This window comes from Blastococcus sp. TF02-8 (assembly GCF_003319175.1).
GTDB lineage: Bacteria > Actinomycetota > Actinomycetes > Mycobacteriales > Geodermatophilaceae > Blastococcus.
This window is the reverse complement of sequence record NZ_QOHK01000006.1, coordinates 81,797-100,752: the sequence shown is the minus strand read 5'-3', so window position 1 is coordinate 100,752 and position 18,956 is coordinate 81,797. Positions and strand designations below refer to the sequence as shown.

17 protein-coding genes are annotated in these 18,956 nt (G+C 73.6%); 7 read left to right on the top strand and 10 right to left on the bottom strand.

Annotation, left to right across the window (positions count from 1 at the left end):
- Positions 1–4: 4 nt before the first annotated feature.
- Together lipA and DQ237_RS13405 are read left to right on the top strand one after the other, a co-directional pair.
- Positions 5–979, top strand: a complete 975-nt coding sequence (gene lipA, locus DQ237_RS13410; RefSeq protein ID WP_113800640.1) for a lipoyl synthase — start codon at positions 5–7, stop codon at positions 977–979.
- 83 nt (positions 980–1,062) lie between these two features.
- On the top strand, positions 1,063–1,860 hold the full coding sequence (locus tag DQ237_RS13405; protein WP_113800639.1) for a DUF4191 domain-containing protein: 798 nt from the start codon (positions 1,063–1,065) through the stop codon (positions 1,858–1,860).
- A gap of 87 nt (positions 1,861–1,947) precedes the next feature.
- Here the strand turns inward: DQ237_RS13405 and DQ237_RS13400 are convergent, their stop codons facing one another.
- The gene (locus tag DQ237_RS13400; RefSeq protein WP_113800797.1) at positions 1,948–2,367 is read right to left on the bottom strand and encodes an RDD family protein; all 420 of its coding nucleotides are present in this window, start codon (positions 2,365–2,367) and stop codon (positions 1,948–1,950) included.
- Between the two features lie 179 nt (positions 2,368–2,546).
- Between DQ237_RS13400 and glnA the strand changes: the two genes are divergently transcribed.
- Positions 2,547–3,980, top strand: a complete 1,434-nt coding sequence (gene glnA, locus DQ237_RS13395; protein WP_113800638.1) for a type I glutamate--ammonia ligase — start codon at positions 2,547–2,549, stop codon at positions 3,978–3,980.
- A gap of 198 nt (positions 3,981–4,178) precedes the next feature.
- Here glnA and DQ237_RS13390 read toward each other — a convergent pair whose 3' ends face one another.
- From DQ237_RS13390 to DQ237_RS13375, 4 genes are read right to left on the bottom strand one after another with little or no spacing between them, the layout of a single operon-like run.
- Positions 4,179–4,505 carry a hypothetical protein gene (locus tag DQ237_RS13390; RefSeq protein WP_147251813.1) on the bottom strand — a complete coding sequence of 109 codons (327 nt, stop codon included), beginning with the start codon at positions 4,503–4,505 and terminating at the stop codon, positions 4,179–4,181.
- Between the two features lie 54 nt (positions 4,506–4,559).
- Complete coding sequence (locus tag DQ237_RS13385) at positions 4,560–5,099, bottom strand: DUF1353 domain-containing protein (RefSeq protein ID WP_113800636.1); 540 nt, start codon at positions 5,097–5,099, stop codon at positions 4,560–4,562.
- A 5-nt stretch (positions 5,100–5,104) separates the two neighbouring features.
- Positions 5,105–5,791 (bottom strand): Pr6Pr family membrane protein, encoded by a 687-nt coding sequence (locus DQ237_RS13380; protein ID WP_205730211.1) that lies wholly within the window; start codon positions 5,789–5,791, stop codon positions 5,105–5,107.
- A 54-nt stretch (positions 5,792–5,845) separates the two neighbouring features.
- Positions 5,846–6,691 (bottom strand): SDR family oxidoreductase, encoded by an 846-nt coding sequence (locus DQ237_RS13375; RefSeq protein ID WP_113800634.1) that lies wholly within the window; start codon positions 6,689–6,691, stop codon positions 5,846–5,848.
- A gap of 75 nt (positions 6,692–6,766) precedes the next feature.
- On the opposite strand from DQ237_RS13375, the gene DQ237_RS13370 reads away from it, so the two are divergent.
- Together DQ237_RS13370 and DQ237_RS13365 are read left to right on the top strand one after the other, a co-directional pair.
- On the top strand, positions 6,767–7,780 hold the full coding sequence (locus tag DQ237_RS13370; RefSeq protein ID WP_113800633.1) for an iron-containing redox enzyme family protein: 1,014 nt from the start codon (positions 6,767–6,769) through the stop codon (positions 7,778–7,780).
- Between the two features lie 126 nt (positions 7,781–7,906).
- Entirely contained in the window at positions 7,907–9,430 is a 1,524-nt protein-coding gene (locus DQ237_RS13365; RefSeq protein WP_369832217.1) for a methyl-accepting chemotaxis protein, read from the top strand.
- 21 nt (positions 9,431–9,451) lie between these two features.
- Here DQ237_RS13365 and DQ237_RS13360 read toward each other — a convergent pair whose 3' ends face one another.
- The 4 genes from DQ237_RS13360 to DQ237_RS13345 all read right to left on the bottom strand — a co-directional run bounded on the left by DQ237_RS13360 (position 9,452) and on the right by DQ237_RS13345 (position 15,066).
- Positions 9,452–9,799 (bottom strand): CDGSH iron-sulfur domain-containing protein, encoded by a 348-nt coding sequence (locus DQ237_RS13360; protein WP_240619617.1) that lies wholly within the window; start codon positions 9,797–9,799, stop codon positions 9,452–9,454.
- An 8-nt stretch (positions 9,800–9,807) separates the two neighbouring features.
- Positions 9,808–12,918, bottom strand: a complete 3,111-nt coding sequence (locus tag DQ237_RS13355) for a bifunctional [glutamine synthetase] adenylyltransferase/[glutamine synthetase]-adenylyl-L-tyrosine phosphorylase (RefSeq protein ID WP_205730210.1) — start codon at positions 12,916–12,918, stop codon at positions 9,808–9,810.
- On the bottom strand, positions 12,915–13,646 hold the full coding sequence (locus DQ237_RS13350) for a type 1 glutamine amidotransferase (protein WP_113800631.1): 732 nt from the start codon (positions 13,644–13,646) through the stop codon (positions 12,915–12,917). The genes DQ237_RS13355 and DQ237_RS13350 overlap by 4 nt, the downstream gene beginning before the upstream one ends.
- A 79-nt stretch (positions 13,647–13,725) precedes the next feature.
- Positions 13,726–15,066, bottom strand: a complete 1,341-nt coding sequence (locus DQ237_RS13345; RefSeq protein ID WP_113800794.1) for a glutamine synthetase family protein — start codon at positions 15,064–15,066, stop codon at positions 13,726–13,728.
- A 143-nt stretch (positions 15,067–15,209) separates the two neighbouring features.
- Here DQ237_RS13345 and DQ237_RS13340 point away from each other — a divergent pair, with 143 nt between their 5' ends.
- Complete coding sequence (locus tag DQ237_RS13340; protein WP_205730209.1) at positions 15,210–17,042, top strand: NAD+ synthase; 1,833 nt, start codon at positions 15,210–15,212, stop codon at positions 17,040–17,042.
- A 31-nt stretch (positions 17,043–17,073) separates the two neighbouring features.
- Positions 17,074–17,904 carry a 3-methyl-2-oxobutanoate hydroxymethyltransferase gene (gene panB, locus DQ237_RS13335; RefSeq protein WP_113800630.1) on the top strand — a complete coding sequence of 277 codons (831 nt, stop codon included), beginning with the start codon at positions 17,074–17,076 and terminating at the stop codon, positions 17,902–17,904.
- 85 nt (positions 17,905–17,989) lie between these two features.
- Here the strand turns inward: panB and DQ237_RS13330 are convergent, their stop codons facing one another.
- Entirely contained in the window at positions 17,990–18,916 is a 927-nt protein-coding gene (locus DQ237_RS13330) for a hypothetical protein (protein WP_113800629.1), read from the bottom strand.
- Positions 18,917–18,956: the final 40 nt, after the last annotated feature.

Below are 18,956 nucleotides of genomic sequence, written 5' to 3'. Positions count from 1 at the left end.
CGGCATGAGTGAGACGGCCGCTCCCGCATCCTCGTCGGGCTCCCCGCTCGAGCCGGCCGGCCGCAAGCTGCTCCGCCTCGAGGTGCGCAACAGCCAGGTGCCGATCGAGCGCAAGCCCGAGTGGATCAAGACCCGGCTCAAGACCGGTCCGGAGTACACCGAGCTGAAGTCGCTGGTGCGCCGCGAGGGTCTGCACACGGTGTGCGAGGAGGCGGGCTGCCCCAACATCTACGAGTGCTGGGAGGACCGGGAGGCGACGTTCCTCATCGGTGGTGACCAGTGCACCCGCCGGTGCGACTTCTGCCAGATCGACACCGGCAAGCCGGCCGACTTCGACCGTGACGAGCCGCGCCGGGTGGCCGAGAGCGTGGCCACCATGGGGCTGAAGTACGCCACGGTCACCGGCGTCGCCCGGGACGACCTGCCCGACGGCGGCGCCTGGCTGTACGCGGAGACGGTGCGGCAGATCCACGCCGCCCTCCCCGGCTGCGGCGTGGAGCTGCTCATCCCCGACTTCAACGCCGACCCCGACCAGCTCGCCGAGGTGTTCTCGTCCCGGCCCGAGGTGCTGGCGCACAACGTGGAGACGGTGCCCCGCATCTTCAAGCGGATCCGGCCCGGCTTCCGGTTCGAGCGGTCGCTTGCCGTTCTCACCGCGGCCCGCGAGGCAGGGCTGGTGACCAAGTCCAACCTGATCCTGGGCATGGGCGAGGAGCCGGAGGAGGTCGTCGAGACGATGCGCGCCCTGCACGAGGCCGGCTGCGACCTGCTGACGATCACCCAGTACCTGCGCCCCTCGCCGCGGCACCACCCCGTCGTCCGCTGGGTGAAGCCCGAGGAGTTCGTGCAGTTCCAGGCCGACGCCGAGGCGATCGGGTTCCCCGGCGTCCTGGCCGGCCCCCTGGTCCGCAGCTCCTACCGCGCCGGCCGCCTCTACCAGCAGGCGATCGAGGCCCGAGGCCTCACTCCAACGGTCTGATTTCGTCCCTCGGCCCGCTGCAGGGGCCCGCCACGAGCCTGCGAGTGGTGGGGGGCAGCGGGTCCTTTAACTAAGCTGGGGGCATGGCACGCAGCAAGTCCTCGGACCAGACGGCACCCGGCAAGGGCGGCAAGGCGCCCGCGGGCGCGACCGCGTCGGGGGCGAAGGCCGGCAAGAACGGCGAGCCCAAGGTCGGGCGGCTGAAGAAGCTCGGCAACAACGGCCGGCTGATGAAGCAGGCCTACACGCTCACGCGTCAGAACGACCCGAAGCTCCCCTGGGTCATGCTCATCGCGTTCGTCGTGGTGTTCGCCGTGGTCGAGCTGATCGGCATCCTCCTCGACTCGCCCTTCATCTTCCTCCCGCTGGCGATCATCCTGGGTGCCCTGGCGGCGCTCATCGTGTTCGGTCGGCGGGCCCAGGGCTCGGCGTACCGGCAGGTCGAGGGGCAGCCGGGCGCCGCCGCGTGGGTGCTGGAGAACATGCGCGGTGACTGGCGGGTCACCGCCGGGGTCGCCGGCACGCCGCAGCTCGACGCCGTGCACCGGGTGCTCGGTCGCCCGGGCGTGATCCTGGTCGGCGAGGGCTCACCCCAGCGGGTCCGCGGGCTGATCGCGCAGGAGAAGAAGAAGATCGCCCGCGTCGTCGGCGACGCCCCGATCTACGACGTCGTCGTCGGTGACGGCGAGGGCCAGGTGCCGTTCAAGAAGCTCAACACCCACGTGATGAAGCTGCCCCGCAACCTGTCGGCCGCCGAGCTCAACAGCCTCGGCCGCCGGGTCGCCGCCCTCGGTGGCGCCCGGATGCCGGTCCCGGGTGGCCCGCTGCCGGGTGGCCGTCAGATGTCGATCAGCCAGCGCCAGGTCCGCCGCCGCGGCTGAGCACCGTCTCGCGAGGAAGGGCCCCGTCCGACCGGACGGGGCCCTTCGTCGTTCCCGGGGCGGTCCGGCGGCGCCGGTCCCGCATGTTCAGGCGCGGACGACGGCGGTCTTCGTCAGGCGGTCGTGCAGGCCGCGCCCGTCGGCGTCGGTGATCAGCGCGGGCACGAGCAGGGTGAGCAGCGCCGTCCGGACGACCGCCCGCCACGGCGCCAGGCGGGTTCCGGGCGTCGGGTGGGCCAGGCGCAGGCCCATGAGCCGGTGACCCGGGGTCTGCCCGACCAGTGCGAGGGAGAGCGTGGTCAGCGCGAAGAAGACCAGCAGGCTCGTGTTGCCGGGTGGCGCCGGAGCGGTGAACGCCCAGGCGATCCCGGCCGACAGCAGGGCGTCGATCACGTAGCCGCCGGCCCGCGAGCTGAACGAGGCCAGCGACCCCGTCCCGTCCGCCGGCAGCCCCAGAGAGGCGCCGCGGGCCGGGGCCTGAGAGGCTTGATCGACATCCCTGACCATGACCACCAGCGTACTGAGACCGGAGCCCGAGCCCGCCGCGCGTTCGACAGCGCGACGGGGGCGCACCAGGGGGCCGTTCGCCCGGCGTGTTGTTACCGCCCCGAAACAATCGGGACACCGCAGGGCAACTCCCCGCTCGTAGCGTGCCGTTCGGCCGTCCGCCCACTCCCGGAGGATCGATGTTCAACAGTCCCGACGAGGTCGCCGCCTACATCCGCGACAACGACGTCGAGTTCGTCGACGTCCGCTTCTGCGACCTGCCCGGCGTCATGCAGCACTTCACCATCCCTGCGTCGACGTTCGGCGAGGACACCTTCAGCGAGGGCCTGGGCTTCGACGGCTCCTCGATCCGCGGGTTCCAGGCGATCAACGAGTCGGACATGCTGCTGCTGCCCGACGCCAACAGCGCCTTCGTGGACCCGTTCCGCAAGCACAAGACGCTGAACGTCAACTTCTTCATCCACGACCCGATCACGCGTGAGGCCTACAGCCGCGACCCGCGCAACGTGGCGAAGAAGGCCGAGGCCTACCTGGCCAGCTCCGGCATCGCCGACACCGCGTACTTCGGCCCCGAGGCCGAGTTCTACGTCTTCGACTCGGTCCGGTACGACACCGGCATCAACGAGGGCTACTACCACATCGACTCGGCAGAGGGCTCCTGGCGATCGGGGGCCGCGACCGAGCTCGACGGCAGCCCGAACCGCGGCTACAAGGCCCGCCCGAAGGGTGGCTACTTCCCGGTCGAGCCCTACGACCAGCAGAGCGACCTGCGCGCGGACATGATGCTCAACCTGACCCGCGCCGGCCTCGAGCTGGAGCGCGGCCACCACGAGGTGGGCACCGGTGGCCAGGCCGAGATCAACTACAAGTTCGACACGCTGCTGCGGTCGGCCGACAGCCTGATGCTGTTCAAGTACGTCATCAAGAACACCGCCTGGGCCGCCGGCAAGACCGCCACCTTCATGCCCAAGCCGCTGTTCGGTGACAACGGCTCCGGCATGCACTGCCACCAGAGCCTCTGGAAGGACGGGCAGCCGCTCTTCCACGCCGAGACCGGCTACGCGGGCCTGTCGGACACGGCCCGCCACTACATCGGCGGCCTGCTGGCCCACGCCCCGTCGCTGCTGGCCTTCACCAACCCGACGGTCAACAGCTACCACCGCCTGGTGCCCGGCTACGAGGCCCCGATCAACCTCGTCTACTCGGCGCGCAACCGGTCGGCCTGCCTCCGGATCCCGATCTCCGGCGACAGCCCGAAGGCCAAGCGCATCGAGTTCCGCGTGCCCGACCCGTCGGCCAACCCCTACCTCGCCTTCTCGGCGATGCTGATGGCCGGCCTCGACGGCATCAAGAACAAGATCGAGCCGCCGGCCCCGGTCGACAAGGACCTCTACGAGCTGCCGCCCGAGGAGGCTCTCGGCATCGAGAAGGTGCCGGCCTCGCTGGACGCTGCTCTGGACAACCTCGAGACCGACCACGAGTACCTCATCGACGGCGGGGTGTTCACCCCCGACCTCATCGAGACGTGGATCGACTACAAGCGGGCCAACGAGATCGACCCGATCCGCCTCCGCCCGCACCCGCACGAGTTCTCGATGTACTACGACATCTAGACCTCGCATGGTGTGACGGACACTGCGGCCCCCGACCTGCTCGCCAGGTCGGGGGCCGCGGTGCGTCCGGGCCCGGCCCCCGGGTGCGACGCGGGCCGGGCGACGTCGACAGCACGACCGTTGCGCCGCCCCCTCCGACGCGGGCTTCCCCTGTGTGCGGGCGGTGGCGACGTCTGCGGCGGCCGGGACCAGCGACGGTCAGTGCAGCAGGAAGCGCACCACGGTCCAGGCACCGACCAGGGTGAGCGCGAGCACCCAGAGCACCAGGAGCACGCAGCCGGTCGCCGCGGCGCGGTCCCCCCAGGTGGTCGACGGGGACGCGCCGTCGGGGCTCGGCGGCGGGGGCAGCGGTCGGCCGAGCCACTCCGCCGCGTGCTGCTGCGAGCAGAACCAGACGTCCCAGTACGCCCACTCCCCCTCCGGCCCCGCGCCGGAGACCTCCAACCCCACGCCCTGGGGCCCGTCCCCGGGAGGAACGATCCCTCCGCAGAGGTCGCAGGTCCAGGTGGCGTCGGTCTCGGGCACGGAGAGGCAACCTACGCACCCGGGCCGCGGCGATCACGCCGTTTTCCGGACGGGTCAGTTGTGGAACGAGGCCGCCTCGTCCGACGGCGCGCCGGTGAGCATGCCGACCAACCCCTCGACGGCCCCGTAGACGAGCAGAGCCAGGGCGATGAGCAGCGCCGGCGGGACGACCACCGGGGCGGCCAGCAGCGAGATCCCGAGCACGCCCGGCGCGCTGTGCGCCCACCCCGGCCGGCGCTCGGCGTCGACCAGGGCGCCCCACCGCACGCCGGTCCACATCAGCCAGCGGCGCAGCACCGGCACGCCGTTCTCCCGCATGACCCGCCGGAAGATGCCGTCCGCCTCCCGCGAGGTCACCACACCGCTCCGGATGCCCTCGGTGCACAGCCAGTCGTGCAGGATCGCCGCGGCCGTGTAGCGGCCGAACCGCGGAACCAGCCACACGACCACCCGCGGCACCGTCGCGAAGTCGGTCAGGAAGCCGGCGGGCACGACGAACCGGTCGCGCCTGCCCCGGTAGGTCAGCGGCTCGACCACGGCCCAGTCGTCGTCGTCGACGCGGCGGACGACGACGTCCCCGGACTCCAGCGGCACGCCGGTCAGCCCGTGGTGACCGGGAGCTCGGAGCGCTCCTCCGTGGCGGGAAGGCGGCGGTCGACGAACGCGAAGAGCAGCAGGAAGCCCAGCGCCAGCAGGACGACGACGGCGAGGTTGCGCAGGGCCACCACGTAGCCGTGCGCGGCGACGTCCATGAAGTCGTAGGGGTACCAGTCCGTGACCGTGCCCTGGGCGAGGATCCAGGCGATCCAGGCGACCGGCCAGAGCAGCGCCCGGCCGACCACCCCGGACGCGATGCGGGGGCGCGGCCCGAACAGCAGCCACCCGAGCACCGTCATCACCGGCGAGACGTAGTGCTCCCCGGCGTTGGTCCAGGCGTGCAGGCCCTGCGGGTCGTAGAGCGGGGCTAGCACGACGGCGTAGACGATCCCGGTGATCGTGATGCCGAGCAGCGAGGCGAGCCGGACCACCCGCCACAGCCGGCCGTCGTGCGAGGGGTCGCGGACCAGGGGCAGCACCGCAGCGAGCACCAGCAAGTTGCTCTGCACCGTGAAGTAGCTGAAGAACCGCACGATCCGCGCGCCGACACCGACCGACGCGTCCGCCGGGTCCAGGAGCGTCAGCACGAACTCGCCGGCGACCGAGAGCGCCACCACGGCGGCGAGCACCGTCCACCAGGTGCGCGCGGTCGTCCGGTGCAGGTCCACGGCAGGTGTCGTCCCGGTCACGCCGGGATCATGCCAAGCCGGGGCGTCGGTTCCGCGCACGTTCGCCCGGTCGGGTCAGCCGATCCGCTCGTCGACCGAACGCGCGGCGAGCCGGCGGATCACGCCGGTGCTCCGGGAGAGCACGGCGTCGAGCGCCCGGTTCACCGGCGTCACCTCGCCGAGACGGACGACCCCCGACCAGCGCGGCACGCCCACCGTCCGGGACCGCGGCGCGCCCAGGCAGGTGGCCACGGCGTCGGCCACCCGGTCCGGGGAGATGCCGCGGGACAGCCGGCCGCGCGCGTCGGCGTCGGACACCGGCGGGTGCCCGTGCCCTCGGGCCAGCCACTCGGTCGAGACGAAGAACGGGTTCACCGAGTGGACGCGGACGCCGCGGGCGGTCACCTCCCGGCGCAGGCCCTTCAGGAAGCCGTCGACGCCGGCCTTCGTGGCCGAGTAGACGGTCAGCGGCGGCACCTGCGACCAGGCGGCCACCGACGAGACGGCCAGCACGTCGGCCCGCCCGCGCTCGCGCGCCGAGGCCAGCAGGTGCGGCAGCGCCAGCCGGGTCAGCTCGACGACCCCGGTCAGATTGGTGGCCACGACGCCCTCGACCACGTCGTCCGGCATGTCCTCGACCAGCGACGCCCAGGCCAGCCCGGCGTTGTGCACCACCGCGTCGAGGCGTCCGTGCTCGGCGAGCACCCGCGCGACCAGGGCCCCGCGGTCCCCGGCGGCGGCGACGTCGGCCTCGACCGTCGTCACCCGGGGCAGGCGGCCGACCGCCTCCCGCAGCCGGTCGCCGTGCCGGGCGCAGGTCACCACGCGCGCCCCCTCGGCGGCCAGCCGGGCGACGGTGGCCCGGCCGATGCCGGCACTGCCTCCGGTGACGAGGACGACTCGGTCGTGCAGCGAGGTCATGACGGCGTCCTACCCCCGGGGGACATCACACCCACCGGTGCATCGAAGGCGGTCCCGCGGGGCACCACGACGATCATGCGCCTGCCCGATCCGCGGGGGCCGCTGAGCGACGCCCTCGCTCGCGACCTCGCCACCCGCTCCGCCCTCTCCGCGTCGACCCTCGAGTGCGCCGAGCGCGTCGCCGCCGTCCCGTCCGGGGCCCTCACCGACGACGACCTGCAGCTCTCGCTGGCGATCGCCTACGAGCTGCACTACCGCGGCTTCGAGAGCGTCTCGGAGGACTGGGAGTGGGACCCCACGCTGCTCCGGCTCCGGGCGGCGCTGGAGCGCCGGCACCTGGAGTCGCTGCGCCGCCTGATCGGTCCGGTCACGGTCACCGGCGAGCCGATCGACCGGCAGATCACCGCGCTGATCGAGGCGGACGACAGCCCGTCGCTGTCCTCCTACATGGCCAAGCAGGGCACCCTCGAGCAGTGGCGGGAGTACCTCACGCTCCGGTCGGTGTACCACCTGAAGGAGGCCGACCCGCACACCTTCGCGATCCCCCGGCTCTCCGGGCGGACCAAGGCCGCGATGGTCGAGATCCAGGCCGACGAGTACGGCGGCGGGTCCGCCGCCCGCATGCACAGCGAGCTGTTCGCGGGCCTGCTCCGCGACCTCGACCTCGACGCCGGGTACGGCGCGCTGTGGAACGAGGCCCCCGCGGCCGCGTTCGCGTCGGTCAACACCATGTCCTTCTTCGGCCTGCACCGTCGGTGGCGAGGAGCAGCCCTCGGCCACCTGGCCGCGGTCGAGATGACCTCCTCCGAGCCCAGCCGGCGCTACTCGTCCGGGCTGCGGCGACTGGGCTACGACGAGCGGACGACCGTCTTCTACGACGAGCACGTGGAGGCCGACGCCGTCCACGAGCAGATCGCCTCGGTGGACATGTGCGGCTCGCTGGTCTCGGCCGAACCGGAGCTGGCCGCCGACGTCCTCTTCGGCGCCGCGGCCTCGCTGGCGATGGACGGCCTCGCTGCCCGTCACCTCCTGGGAGCGTGGGAGACCGGTCGGTCGGCCCTCCGCCTCGACCCCGCGCTGGCCGCCTGACCGACCTCTCGATACGGCTCAACATCGGCTCGTTGTCGGCCGAAACCACCTGGCGAGCAGACCGGCACGGGCGCCGGTCGCGACGACGGGGGGAACGCCATGCGCAGGCGCGACACGGGGCGGACGGTGGCGGCACCCATCGAGCAGCCCAGGGACGTCGAGGCCCTGGAGCGGGTGATCGACGCGCTCGACGACACCGTCACCACCGAGCTCGAGGCGCACCGCCGCATCATGGCCGTGCTCGTCGACGCACTGGGGCTCACCTACGGGGCCGCGTGGCTGCCGAACGGGCAGGGCGGGTTCGTGCTGGCGGTGACCGAGGGCGAGGTCGCCCAGGCGATGGCCGACCGGTGGACCCCCGGCGAGGCCATGGTGGAGGGCGCCGGCTACGGCGGCGAGGCGCTGCGCCGCCGCGTCCCGGTCCTCATGGACGACAGCACGTCCACCGGGAACTGCCTGCGCTGGGCCGCAGCCCGGGCCGCCGGCGCGCAGCAGGGCTGCTTCCTGCCCGTGGTCGAGGGCACCAAGGTCACCGCCGTCCTCGAGTACTACAGCCGCAACCCGCTGCCGTTCTTCGGCGGCCGGGCGCAGAAGTGGGAGGCACTCGGGCGGCTGATCGCCCACTCCCGGCGCAGCGTGCTCACCACCGCGGCGCTGCGCGAGAACCTGGACGACCGCAACGCCGTCACCGACGTCGTGGCCAAGGTCGGCGAGGCGGTCGACGAGTCCTCCGCCCTCCAGGTGGCGCTGGAGTCGGTGCGCGAGGCCTTCGGCTGGGCCTACGGCTCCTTCTGGGCGTTGGACCCCGAGGAGAACGTGCTCAAGTTCCAGCGCGAGTCCGGCTCGGCCGGCGAGGAGTTCCGCAAGGTCACCCTCGCGGCCAGCTTCGCCGAGGGTGTCGGCCTCTCCGGCCGCGCCTGGCGCGCCCGTGACCTGGTCTTCGTGCGCGACCTCGCCCAGGTGACCGACTGCGTGCGGGCGCCCGCCGCCGGCCGCGCCGGCGTCCGCTCCGGCGTGTGCTTCCCGATCATGAGCGACGGCAAGGTCGTGGGGACGATGGACTTCTTCGTCACCGAGACCATCGACCTGTCCGACTCCCGCGCCTCGGCGCTGCGCAACGTGCAGCAGCTGGTCTCCCAGCGGCTGGACATCCTGCGTCGCGCCCAGGCCGACGCCGAGAACTCCCGTGCGCTGCTCGAGACCGTCTCGCGGCTGCGCGAGGCCGCCGACGACGCCGGCCGGGTGGCCGACAGCGCAGTCGGGAAGGCCTCGTCGATGACGACGGAGGTGCAGGCGCTGGCCAGCGCCTCGGCCGCCGTCGGCGACGTCATCCGGATCATCTCCACCATCGCCGACCAGACCAACCTGCTCGCACTCAACGCCACCATCGAGGCCGCGCGCGCCGGCGAGTCGGGCAAGGGCTTCGCGGTCGTCGCCAACGAGGTCAAGGAACTGGCCCGGGAGACCGCGGACGCGACGAGCAAGGTCTCCGAGCAGATCGCCGGGATCCAGGCGAGCACCCAGTCGGTCTCCGACGGCATCCACGCCACCAGCGAGGTCATCGGCGAGCTGGACACCGTCCAGGCCCGCATCGGCGAGATCCTCGAGGAGCAGGTGCGGATGGCGCGCGCCTTCGAGACGACGCACTGAGCCTCCCGGCCCGCTGCGCGCTCAGCCCTCCTGGCGGAGCTGCGCGGCGGGCCGGGGCCGGCTGGGCGCGCTGGGCGCGGAGAAGCCGGCCCGCTTGTGCGAGCCGTCGCAGAACGGCTTGATGCCGGACTTGCCGCACCGGCACAGGGCGATCGTCTCCCGGCCGGGGTCGATCTCGGCGCCGTCCTGGTCGAGCAGCCGGAAGTCGCCGCGGACGATGAGCGGCCCGTCCCGGTACGGCGTGATGGTCGTGCCGCTCCCCCGCTCCCCCGTGGGCAGGTCCTCGTCGAAACGGCGGGACTCGGCCGGGGACTCCTCGGCGGGCTGCGCGGACACGTCGTCCCCCTGCCCGGCGTCCGGCTCGCTCACACGCCCGGTCACCCGTTCGGTCCGCCCGCCACCGGGGTGCCGTAGAACACGTGCTCCACGACCGTCCGGGCGTGCCGGGTGGTCCGGCGGTAGTCGTCGACGAACTGACCCGGGTCCTGGTCGGGGCCGTACCCGCAGGCCCGGGCGACGCCGGCGAGCTCGAGCCCCGGCCGTGGCAACTGGTCGCTCGGCCGTCCGCGCACCAGGAAGACCGCGTTCCGCGCGCGGGTGGCCAGCTCCCAGGCCTCGCGCAGGGACGCCGCCTGGTCGGCGTCGAGGTGCCCGCTCGCGGCCAGCGCGTCCAGCGCCCCGGCGGTCGAGGTGACCCGCAGCCCCTCGGTGCCGGCGGCGTGCTGGAGCTGCAGCAGCTGCACGGTCCACTCGACGTCGGCCAGACCGCCCCGGCCGAGCTTCGTGTGCGTCGCCGGGTCCGCGCCGCGCGGCAGCCGCTCCCGCTCCACCCGGGCCTTGATGCGGCGGATCTCGGCGACCTGGTCGGCGCTCAGCCCCTCGGCCGGGTAGCGGATCGGGTCGACGAGGGCCACGAACTCCGCGCCCAGCTCCTCGTCGCCCGCCACCGGCAGCGCCCGCAGCAGCGCCTGCACCTCCCAGACCGACACCCACCGCTGGTAGTACTCGCGGAACGCCGGCAGGCTGCGCACCAGCGCCCCCTGCCGGCCCTCGGGGCGCAGGTCGGCGTCGACCTCGAAGGCGGGGTCCGGGGCCGGCTCCCCCAGGAGGCGGCGCAGCGCGTGGGCGACGGCGTTGGCCGCGGCGGTGGCCAACGTGTCGTCGGCACCCGGACGGGTGCGGTGCACGAAGAGGACGTCGGCGTCCGAGCCGTACCCCATCTCGGCCCCACCGAGGCGGCCCATCCCGATGACCGCGAGGTCCATCGGGAGCTCGGCGACGTCGACCCGCGCCTCGGCGGCGTGCGCCCGCAGCGCGACGTCCAGGCCCGCCCGCAGCGTGGCGACGGCGACGTCGGTCAGCGCCCGGCCCACGCGGTGCACGTCGAGGCGGCCGAGCAGGTCGGCGGCGGCGATCCGCAGCAGTTCCTGGCGGCGCAGACCCCGCACCACCCGGATGCCGGCCTGCGGGTCGGCGGCCCGTCCGGCCGCCAGCCGCCAGGCCTTGGTCAGCGTCTCTGCGCCGCGCGGCTCGAGCTCGGCGTCATCGGCGAGCAGTCGCAGCGCCTCGGGCGTCCGGGTGAGCAGCGACGCGACGTACTGGCTGGAGCCCAGCAGCTGGGCCAGCCGCTCGACGACCTGGCCCTCGTCGCGCAGCAGCCGCAGGTACCACTGGTTGCCGCCGAGGGCCTCGCTCACCTGCCGGTAGGCCAGCAGTCCCGCGTCGGGGTTCGGGCACGAGGCGAAGGTCTGCAACAGGACGGGGAGCAGGTACTTCTGCATCGACGCCGATCGGGAGACGCCGCCGGTCAGCGCGGCCAGGTGCCGCAGCGCACCGTCGGGATCGGCGAAGCCCAGGGCCCGCAGCCAGTCCCCGGCGGCCTTGGAGCCCAGGTGCAGGTGCTCGCCGGGCACGCGGGCCACCGCCGAGAGCAGGGGCCGGTAGAAGAGCTTCTCGTGCAGCCGGCGCACCTCGCGGGTGTGCAGCGCCAGCTCGGCCCGCAGCACGTCGACGGCGTCGCCCCTGTGGTCGGGCTTGTAGCCCAGCGAGCGCGCCAGCCAGCGCAGCTGCTGCTCGTCGGTGGGCAGGAGGTGCGTCCGGCGCAGGCGGAGCAGCTGGAGCCGGTGCTCGACGGTGCGCAGGAAGCGGTAGGAGGCGATCAGCGTGGCGCCGTCGTCCCGGCCGACGTACCCACCGTCCGAGAGCGCCGCCAGCGCCGGCAGGGTGCCGCCCACCCGGAGCCGCTCGTCGGCCCGCCCGTGCACCATCTGCAGCAGCTGGACGGCGAACTCGACGTCGCGCAGCCCCCCACGGCCGAGCTTGAGCTCGCGGTCGGCCTGCGCCGGCGGGATGTTGGCCTCGACCCGGCGGCGCATCGCCTGCACCTCGCCGACGAAGCCGGGGCGGTCGCCGGCCTTCCACACCAGCGGCCACAGCGCCTCGACGTAGGCCCGGCCCAGATCGAGGTCCCCGGCCACCGGGCGCATCTTCAGCAGGGCCTGGAACTCCCAGGTGTCCGCCCACTGGTCGTAGTAGGCCGCATGGCCGGCGACCGTGCGGACCAGCGCGCCGGCCTTGCCCTCCGGGCGCAGCGCCGCATCGACCTCCCATGCCGCCTCGTGGCAGATCCGCATGAGCGCCGCGGCGACCTTCGTCGCGCTGGCCAGCGCCGCGCTCTCGGCGTCGGCGGGGTCCACCGCCTCCGCGACGAAGACGACGTCGACGTCGCTGACGTAGTTCAGCTCGCGGCCACCGGTCTTGCCGAGGGCGATGACGCTCAACCGGCAGGCGGCGGCGTCGGCCGGCTGCTCCGCGACCGCCACGGCCAGCCCGGCGGTCAGCACCGCGGCCGCGATGTCGGCGAGCTCGACGGAGACCTCCTCGGCCGGCAACCCGTCGCCGAGGTCCCGTCCGGCGACGGAGAGGATGGCCCGCCGGTAGGCCAGCCGGAGGGCGGCGACCCGCTCGGGACCGGCGTCGGGGGCGCCCTTGCCCAGACGGACGCCCCACGGCGGGTCGTCCGGATCGGCGCCCACCGCGGCCAGCATCTGCCGCTGCAGCGCGTTCGGGGTGGGTCGGGCGGGGCCGTGCCGGTCGTCGTCGAGGACCTGCCAGTCCAGGGGGTTGGCGGCCAGGTGGTCGGCCAGCCCGGAGCTCGCACCGAGCACGGACACCAGCCGCGCGCGCAGATGACCCGGCCCTCGGAGCCGGGCCAGCAGAGCGGCCGCTGCCCCGCCGTCGGGGTCCACCTCGTCCAGCGCCTCGACCAGGCGGTGCAGCGAACGGACGGCGAGGTCCGGGTCGCCGGCGCGGGCGAGCGCGGCCACGACGGGGCCGGCCTCGGGGTCGGCCGGCTCGTTGCGCCCGAGGTCCCACAGGCCGAGCGCCGGGTCCGACAGCAGCCGCGCGGCGCGTTCGCCGTCGCCGAACCCGAACCGCACGAGGCGGACGATCGCCGGGCGCGGGATCTCCGCGGGCGGCGTCGTCACGCCGGTGCCCCGGTCCGGGCGTGCACGAGGCCGGCGAACCGGCCGGCGAAGGGCTGCCAGATCTCGGCGAGGTCGTCGTGCACGTCGGCCGCGCGGACGCAGATCGTCTCGAGGTCCAGCGGGCTCGCCGCGACCCCGACCGGGTCCTTCTCCGCCCAGCCGCGCACCATCTGCGGCGTGGTCTCGATGTGGAACTGGACCCCGTAGACGGCGCTGCCCACCCGGTAGGCCTGGTGGGCGTAGTGCGGGTTGCTCGCCAGCAGCGTCGCGCCCGGCGGGAGCTCGCTGATCTCGTCGTGGTGCCACTGGATCACGTCGGGCGAGAGCGGCAGCGGCCCGAACAGCGGATCGGCGTCCGCGGCATCGCGCTTGGCCACCAGCGTGGCGCCGACCTCGGGCCCCTCCGCTCCCACGCGCGTCCGCCCGCCGCCGACCTGGGCCAGCAGCTGGGCGCCGAGGCAGACGGCGAGGGTGGGGAGGTCGGCGTCGACCGCCTGCCGGAGCAGGGCGCGCACGCCCACCAGCTCGGGGCTGGTCACCTCGTCGTCCGTCGAGGACTGCGGACCCCCGAGGACCACCAGCCCGTCGAACCCGTCGAGGGTCCCCGGCAGCTGCTCCCCCAGCCTCACGTGCCGCTCGTCGAGCTCCAGACCGGCGGCGCGCAGCCACTCCCCCAACCGCGCGGGCGGGTCGGTCTCGCTCGGGACGACGACGAGCAGGCGGGCCACGAGGTGAGCTTATGGAACGGCCCCCTCGCAGGGCCCCGCGGCGTCGCGGAGCGCGTCGCGGGGGGCGAGGGGGGTCCTCCTACAGGCCCGGCAGGTACCGCTGGAGCTCGAACGGCGTGACGTTCTGCCGGTAGGAGTTGAACTCCTCCCACTTGTTGCGCAGGAAGAACTCGAACACGTGCTCGCCCAGCGTCTCGGCGACCAGCTCGCTGCCCTGCATCGCGGTCAGCGCCTCGCCCAGGCTCACCGGCAGGTCCTCGTAGCCGGCGGCGCGGCGCTCGGTGTCGGTGAGCGACCAGACGTCGTCCTCGGCCTCCGGCGGCAGCTCGTAGCCCTTCTCGATCCCGCGCAGACCGGCGGCGAGCAGGACGGCGAAGGTCAGGTACGGGTTGCACGCGGAGTCCGGCGAGCGGACCTCGACCCGGGCCGACTGCGCCTTGCTCGGCTTGTAGCTGGGCAGGCGGACCAGCGCGGAGCGGTTGGCCCGGCCCCACGTCGCCGCCGTCGGGGCCTCGGTGCCGGCGAGCAGCCGCCGGTAGGAGTTCACCGTCTGGTTGGTGATCGCGGTGACCTCGCGGGCGTGGGTGAGCAGCCCGGCGATGAACTGCTTGCCGGTCGTCGACAGCCGCATCGGGTCGGCCGGGTCGTGGAAGGCGTTGCGGTCCCCCTCGAACAGCGAGAGGTGCGTGTGCATCGCCGAGCCGGCCAGCTCGGTGAACGGCTTGGGCATGAAGGTGGCGTGCACGTCCTGCGCCAGGGCCACCTCACGGACGACGTGCCGCAGCGTCATGATGTTGTCCGCCATCGACAGGGCGTCGGCGTAGCGCAGGTCGATCTCCTGCTGGCCGGGCGCGACCTCGTGGTGGCTGAACTCCACCGAGATGCCCATGGCCTCCAGCGCGAAGACCGCCTCGCGACGGAAGTCGTGCGCCACGTTGTGCGTGGACAGGTCGAAGTAGCCGCCGGTGTCGGCGGGCTGCGGCGGGGTGCCGTCGGTCGGCAGGTCCTTGAGCAGGAAGAACTCGATCTCGGGGTGCGTGTAGAAGGTGAACCCCATGTCGGCGGCCTTGGCCAGCGCACGCCGCAGCACGTGCCGCGGGTCGGCCCACGACGGCGAGCCGTCGGGCAGCGTGATGTCGCAGAACATCCGCGCGGTGTCGCTGGTCCCGCCCTTGGTCGCCGGCATCACCTGGAAGGTGCCCGGGTCGGGCTTGGCCAGCATGTCCGACTCGTAGACCCGGGCGAAGCCCTCGATCGCCGAGCCGTCGAAGCCGATGCCCTCGGCGAACGCCGCCTCGATCTCGGCCGGGGCCACGGCGACGGCCTTCAGGTAGCCGGAGACGTCGGTGAACCACAGCCGCACGAAGCGGATGTCGCGCTCTTCCAGGGTGCGCAGGACGAACTCCTGCTGTCGGTCCATGCCCGCCATGATCCAGTCCGCTCGTTTCGGGAGTGTGACGTCGCCCCAAGCCTGCCTCGTCCGGGCGACGCCCACACGGTTTCCGGCAGCCGTGTCGCGGCCCCACCTGGCCGTCGTGCCTGGTGGACGACGAGGATGGGCGCGTGACCGAACAGCAGCCGGTGCAGTTGCGGGTGTCCCTCGCCCAGGTCGACACCCGGGTCGGCGACATCGAGGGCAACAGCGACCTCGTCGTCCGGTGGGCCGCGAAGGCTGCCGAGGCGGGCACCCATCTCGTCGTCTTCCCGGAGATGACGCTGACCGGGTACCCGGCCGAGGACCTGGTGCTGCGGGAGTCCTTCGCGCACGCCAGCGAGCAGGCCCTGGTGGACCTGGCCGCCCGGCTGGCCGCCGAGGGCCTCGGGGACCTCGCCGTCGTCGTCGGCTACCTGGCCCACACGCACGGCGCGGGCCCGGCCCCGGTCGACGACCCCGGCGCCGACGACGACCGGCCGACGGACGCCAATCCCCGCCGGGGCGCCCCCCGCAACGCGGCGGCGCTGCTGCACGGCGGCGACGTCGTCACCCGCTACTACAAGCGGCACCTGCCCAACTACGGCGTCTTCGACGAGGCCCGCTACTTCGTGCCGGGAACCGAGCTGCCGGTCGTGCGGCTGCACGGGGTCGACGTCGCGCTCACCGTCTGCGAGGACCTGTGGGTCGAGGGCGGCCCGTGCGGCGTCGCGGGTGGGGCCGGTGTCGACCTGGTCGTCTCCCCGAACGCCTCCCCCTACGAGCGGGCGAAGGACGACCTGCGGCTGCCGCTGGTGCAGCGCCGGGCCGCCGAGGCGCGGGCGGCGATCCTCTACTGCAACCAGGTGGGCGGGCAGGACGAGCTGGTCTTCGACGGCGACTCGATGGCGGTCTCACCCACCGGTGAGCTGCTGGCCCGCGCGCCGCAGTTCGTCGAGCACCTGCTCACCGTCGACCTGGACCTGCACCCCGGTTCGGTGCCGCAGCGGCGGGAGGGCCGGGTCGGCCCGATGACCGTCACCCGTCACGTGCTGAGCGAGGACCCCGTGCCGGCCTTCGAGGCGCGGCCGGCCACGATCGTGGAGCCGCTCAGCGATTGCGAGGAGGTCTGGCGCGCCCTCGTGCTGGGCCTCGAGGACTTCATCGACAAGAACGGCATGCCCTCGGTGGTGCTCGGCATGTCCGGGGGCATCGACTCGGCGCTGGTCGCCGCGCTCGCCGTCGACGCGCTGGGTGCCGACCGGGTGCACGGCGTCGGGCTGCCCTCGAAGTGGTCCAGCGAGCACTCGCTCTCCGACGCCGAGGACTCGGCGAAGCGCCTGGGCATGCACTACTCCGTCGTCCCGATCGCGCCGATGGTCGAGGCCTACGAGAAGTCGGTCGACCTCACCGGGGTCGCGGCGGAGAACCTGCAGGCCCGCGTGCGCGGCACGCTGCTCATGGGGCTGTCCAACCAGCACGGGCACCTGCTGCTGGCGACGTCGAACAAGAGCGAGGTCGCCGTCGGCTACTCCACGCTCTACGGCGACGCCGCGGGCGGGTTCGCCCCCATCAAGGACGTGCCCAAGACCCTGGTCTGGGAGCTGGCCCGCTGGCGGAACGCCGAGGCGCGGCGGCGCGGGGAGACCGAGCCCATCCCCGCGAACTCGATCGAGAAGCCGCCGTCCGCGGAGCTCGCACCCGGCCAGCAGGACAGCGACTCGCTGCCCTCCTACGACGAGCTCGACGCGGTCATCGCCGACTACGTCGACCGCGACCTCGGCATGGCCCAGCTCCTGGAGCGCGGGCACGACGCCGAGGTGGTGGCGCGGGTGCTCCGGTTGGTGGACGCCGCCGAGTTCAAGCGCCGCCAGTCCGCGCCCGGCACCAAGATCAGCCTCAAGGCGTTCGGCCGCGACCGGCGGCTGCCCATCACCAACCGGTGGCGGGAGACCCTGCCCACCGTCCGCGAAGGAGCGTCGTGAACGAGCTCGCGAGTCCAGCAGGGAGCAGAGCGTGACCGAATCGGTGCTGTACGGCGGCACGTCGACCTCGCGGGTGCGGGTCCACCACCTGCAGCAGGCGAAGTCCCGGGGCGAGAAGTGGGCGATGCTGACCGCCTACGACACCTACGCCGCGGCCATCTTCGAGGAGGCCGGCATCCCCGTCATGCTCGTCGGCGACTCCGCGGGCAACGTCGTCATGGGCCACACCAGCACGGTGCCGGTCACGGTCGAGGACATCCTCTTCATGACCAAGGCGGTCACCCGCTCCACGAAGCGCGCGCTGATCGTCGCCGACATGCCCTTCGGCTCCTACGAGTCGGGCCCGCAGCAGGCGTTCGACACCGCGGTCCGCCTGATGAAGGAGGGCGGCGCGCAGGCGGTCAAGCTCGAGGGCGGCGTCCGGGTCGCCCCCCAGATCAAGCTGCTCACCGAGTCAGGCATCCCGGTGATGGCGCACATCGGCTTCACGCCGCAGAGCGAGCACGCCCTCGGTGGCTTCCGGGTGCAGGGCCGAGGCGCGGGCGCCGAGCAGCTGCTGGCCGACGCGCACGCCGTGCAGGAGGCCGGGGCGTTCGCCGTCGTCCTGGAGATGGTGCCGGCCGAGATCGCCGGCCGGGTGACCGAGGAGCTCGCCATCCCGACCGTGGGCATCGGCGCCGGCATCGACTGCGACGCCCAGGTGCTGGTCTGGACCGACATGGCCGGGCTCAACGCCGGCCGCATGCCCAGGTTCGTGAAGAAGTACGCCGAGCTGCGCGCGGAGCTCGTCCGGGCGGCCACCGAGTTCGCCGACGACGTCCGCGGCGGGGTCTTCCCCGGGCCCGAGCACTCCTTCGAGTAGCCGGCGCCGCGACCGTGCGGGCCCGCTCCCGACGGTGCCGGCGCGATCTCGCCCCGGTCGTCGGGAAACCGCCCGCAGGGTGAGGTCACGCCCGGCGCCGGCCGCGTTCGAGCGCCCGCTGGACCCGTGGTCCGAGCACGTCGGGAAGCAGCTCGGCCCAGGTCCAGCGGACCACGCCCCAGTCCTCGTCGCGGATCGCGTCCTCACGGCGCTTCTCCTCGAACACGACGTCCCCGGGCTGCTGGCCCGCCCGGAGCAGACGCCCGTACTTCACCCGCCCGTCGAACTCACCGACCACCCGCTCGGACTCCCAGGCGAGGTCCGCCCGGGCGACCCGCCCGCCGTCCGGGGTGCGGATCTCCAGCTGCAGGGTCGACGGCGCCAGTCCGAGCCGGTGCAGCAGCACCCGGCTCCGGCTCTCCCCGACGCTCTCGCTCCGGCCGTCCGCGAACCGGACCGCCCGGGCGGCGGCACGTGCTCCCGGCATCCGGCCGAGCCCGGTCGTCCGCTCGGCGAGCTGCACCGGGTCCAGCCGCTTCCGGCCGAGCCAGGCGTCCAGCGCGACGACTGCCGGCTCGAAGGCCAGTGTCCGCGCAAGGTCGAGGGCCGTCCGCACGGGGCTGGTCACCGCCACGCCGCCCACATCCACGACGTCGTCGTCGTCGAGGCCGGCGACGTGGCATCGGAGGTGCCGCCCGACCTCGCTCGACGCCGGCGGCCGACGGGTGACGTGCACACGGTCCAGCCGGACGCCCCACAGGGGCAGACCGAGGAGCACCGCCGCCGACTGGTGGCTCACCACCGCCGGCCTGCGGAGTGCGGCGAGGGTTGCCGCGAGCAGCGTCGCGTGCCTCCGGACAGGGTCACGGGTCGTGTCCACGGGCAGGTAGGCACCGGGTCGTAGCCGCGTCAGCTCCCCCCGGCGCAACTGCCGGGCGAGCTCGTCGTCGGACCACCCGTCGGCGAGGGCGGTGCGGCGCAGGATCAGGTCGGGCGGTTCCCAGGACTGCATCCCTGCACGGTCGCGCACGATCGGAGAGCGGGGGTGCGGT

Bases quoted from the DNA above. Each gene is read 5' to 3' on its own strand.
- DQ237_RS13345 (WP_113800794.1), bottom strand. From the start codon at position 15,066: ATGGACCGACAGCAGGAGTTCGTCCTGCGCACCCTGGAAGAGCGCGAC.
- glnA (WP_113800638.1), top strand. From the start codon at position 2,547: ATGTTCAACAGTCCCGACGAGGTCGCCGCCTACATCCGCGACAACGAC.
- DQ237_RS13370 (WP_113800633.1), top strand. From the start codon at position 6,767: ATGCGCCTGCCCGATCCGCGGGGGCCGCTGAGCGACGCCCTCGCTCGC.
- DQ237_RS13375 (WP_113800634.1), bottom strand. From the start codon at position 6,691: ATGACCTCGCTGCACGACCGAGTCGTCCTCGTCACCGGAGGCAGTGCC.
- DQ237_RS13330 (WP_113800629.1), bottom strand. From the start codon at position 18,916: ATGCAGTCCTGGGAACCGCCCGACCTGATCCTGCGCCGCACCGCCCTC.
- DQ237_RS13405 (WP_113800639.1), top strand. From the start codon at position 1,063: ATGGCACGCAGCAAGTCCTCGGACCAGACGGCACCCGGCAAGGGCGGC.
- lipA (WP_113800640.1), top strand. From the start codon at position 5: ATGAGTGAGACGGCCGCTCCCGCATCCTCGTCGGGCTCCCCGCTCGAG.
- DQ237_RS13400 (WP_113800797.1), bottom strand. From the start codon at position 2,367: ATGGTCAGGGATGTCGATCAAGCCTCTCAGGCCCCGGCCCGCGGCGCC.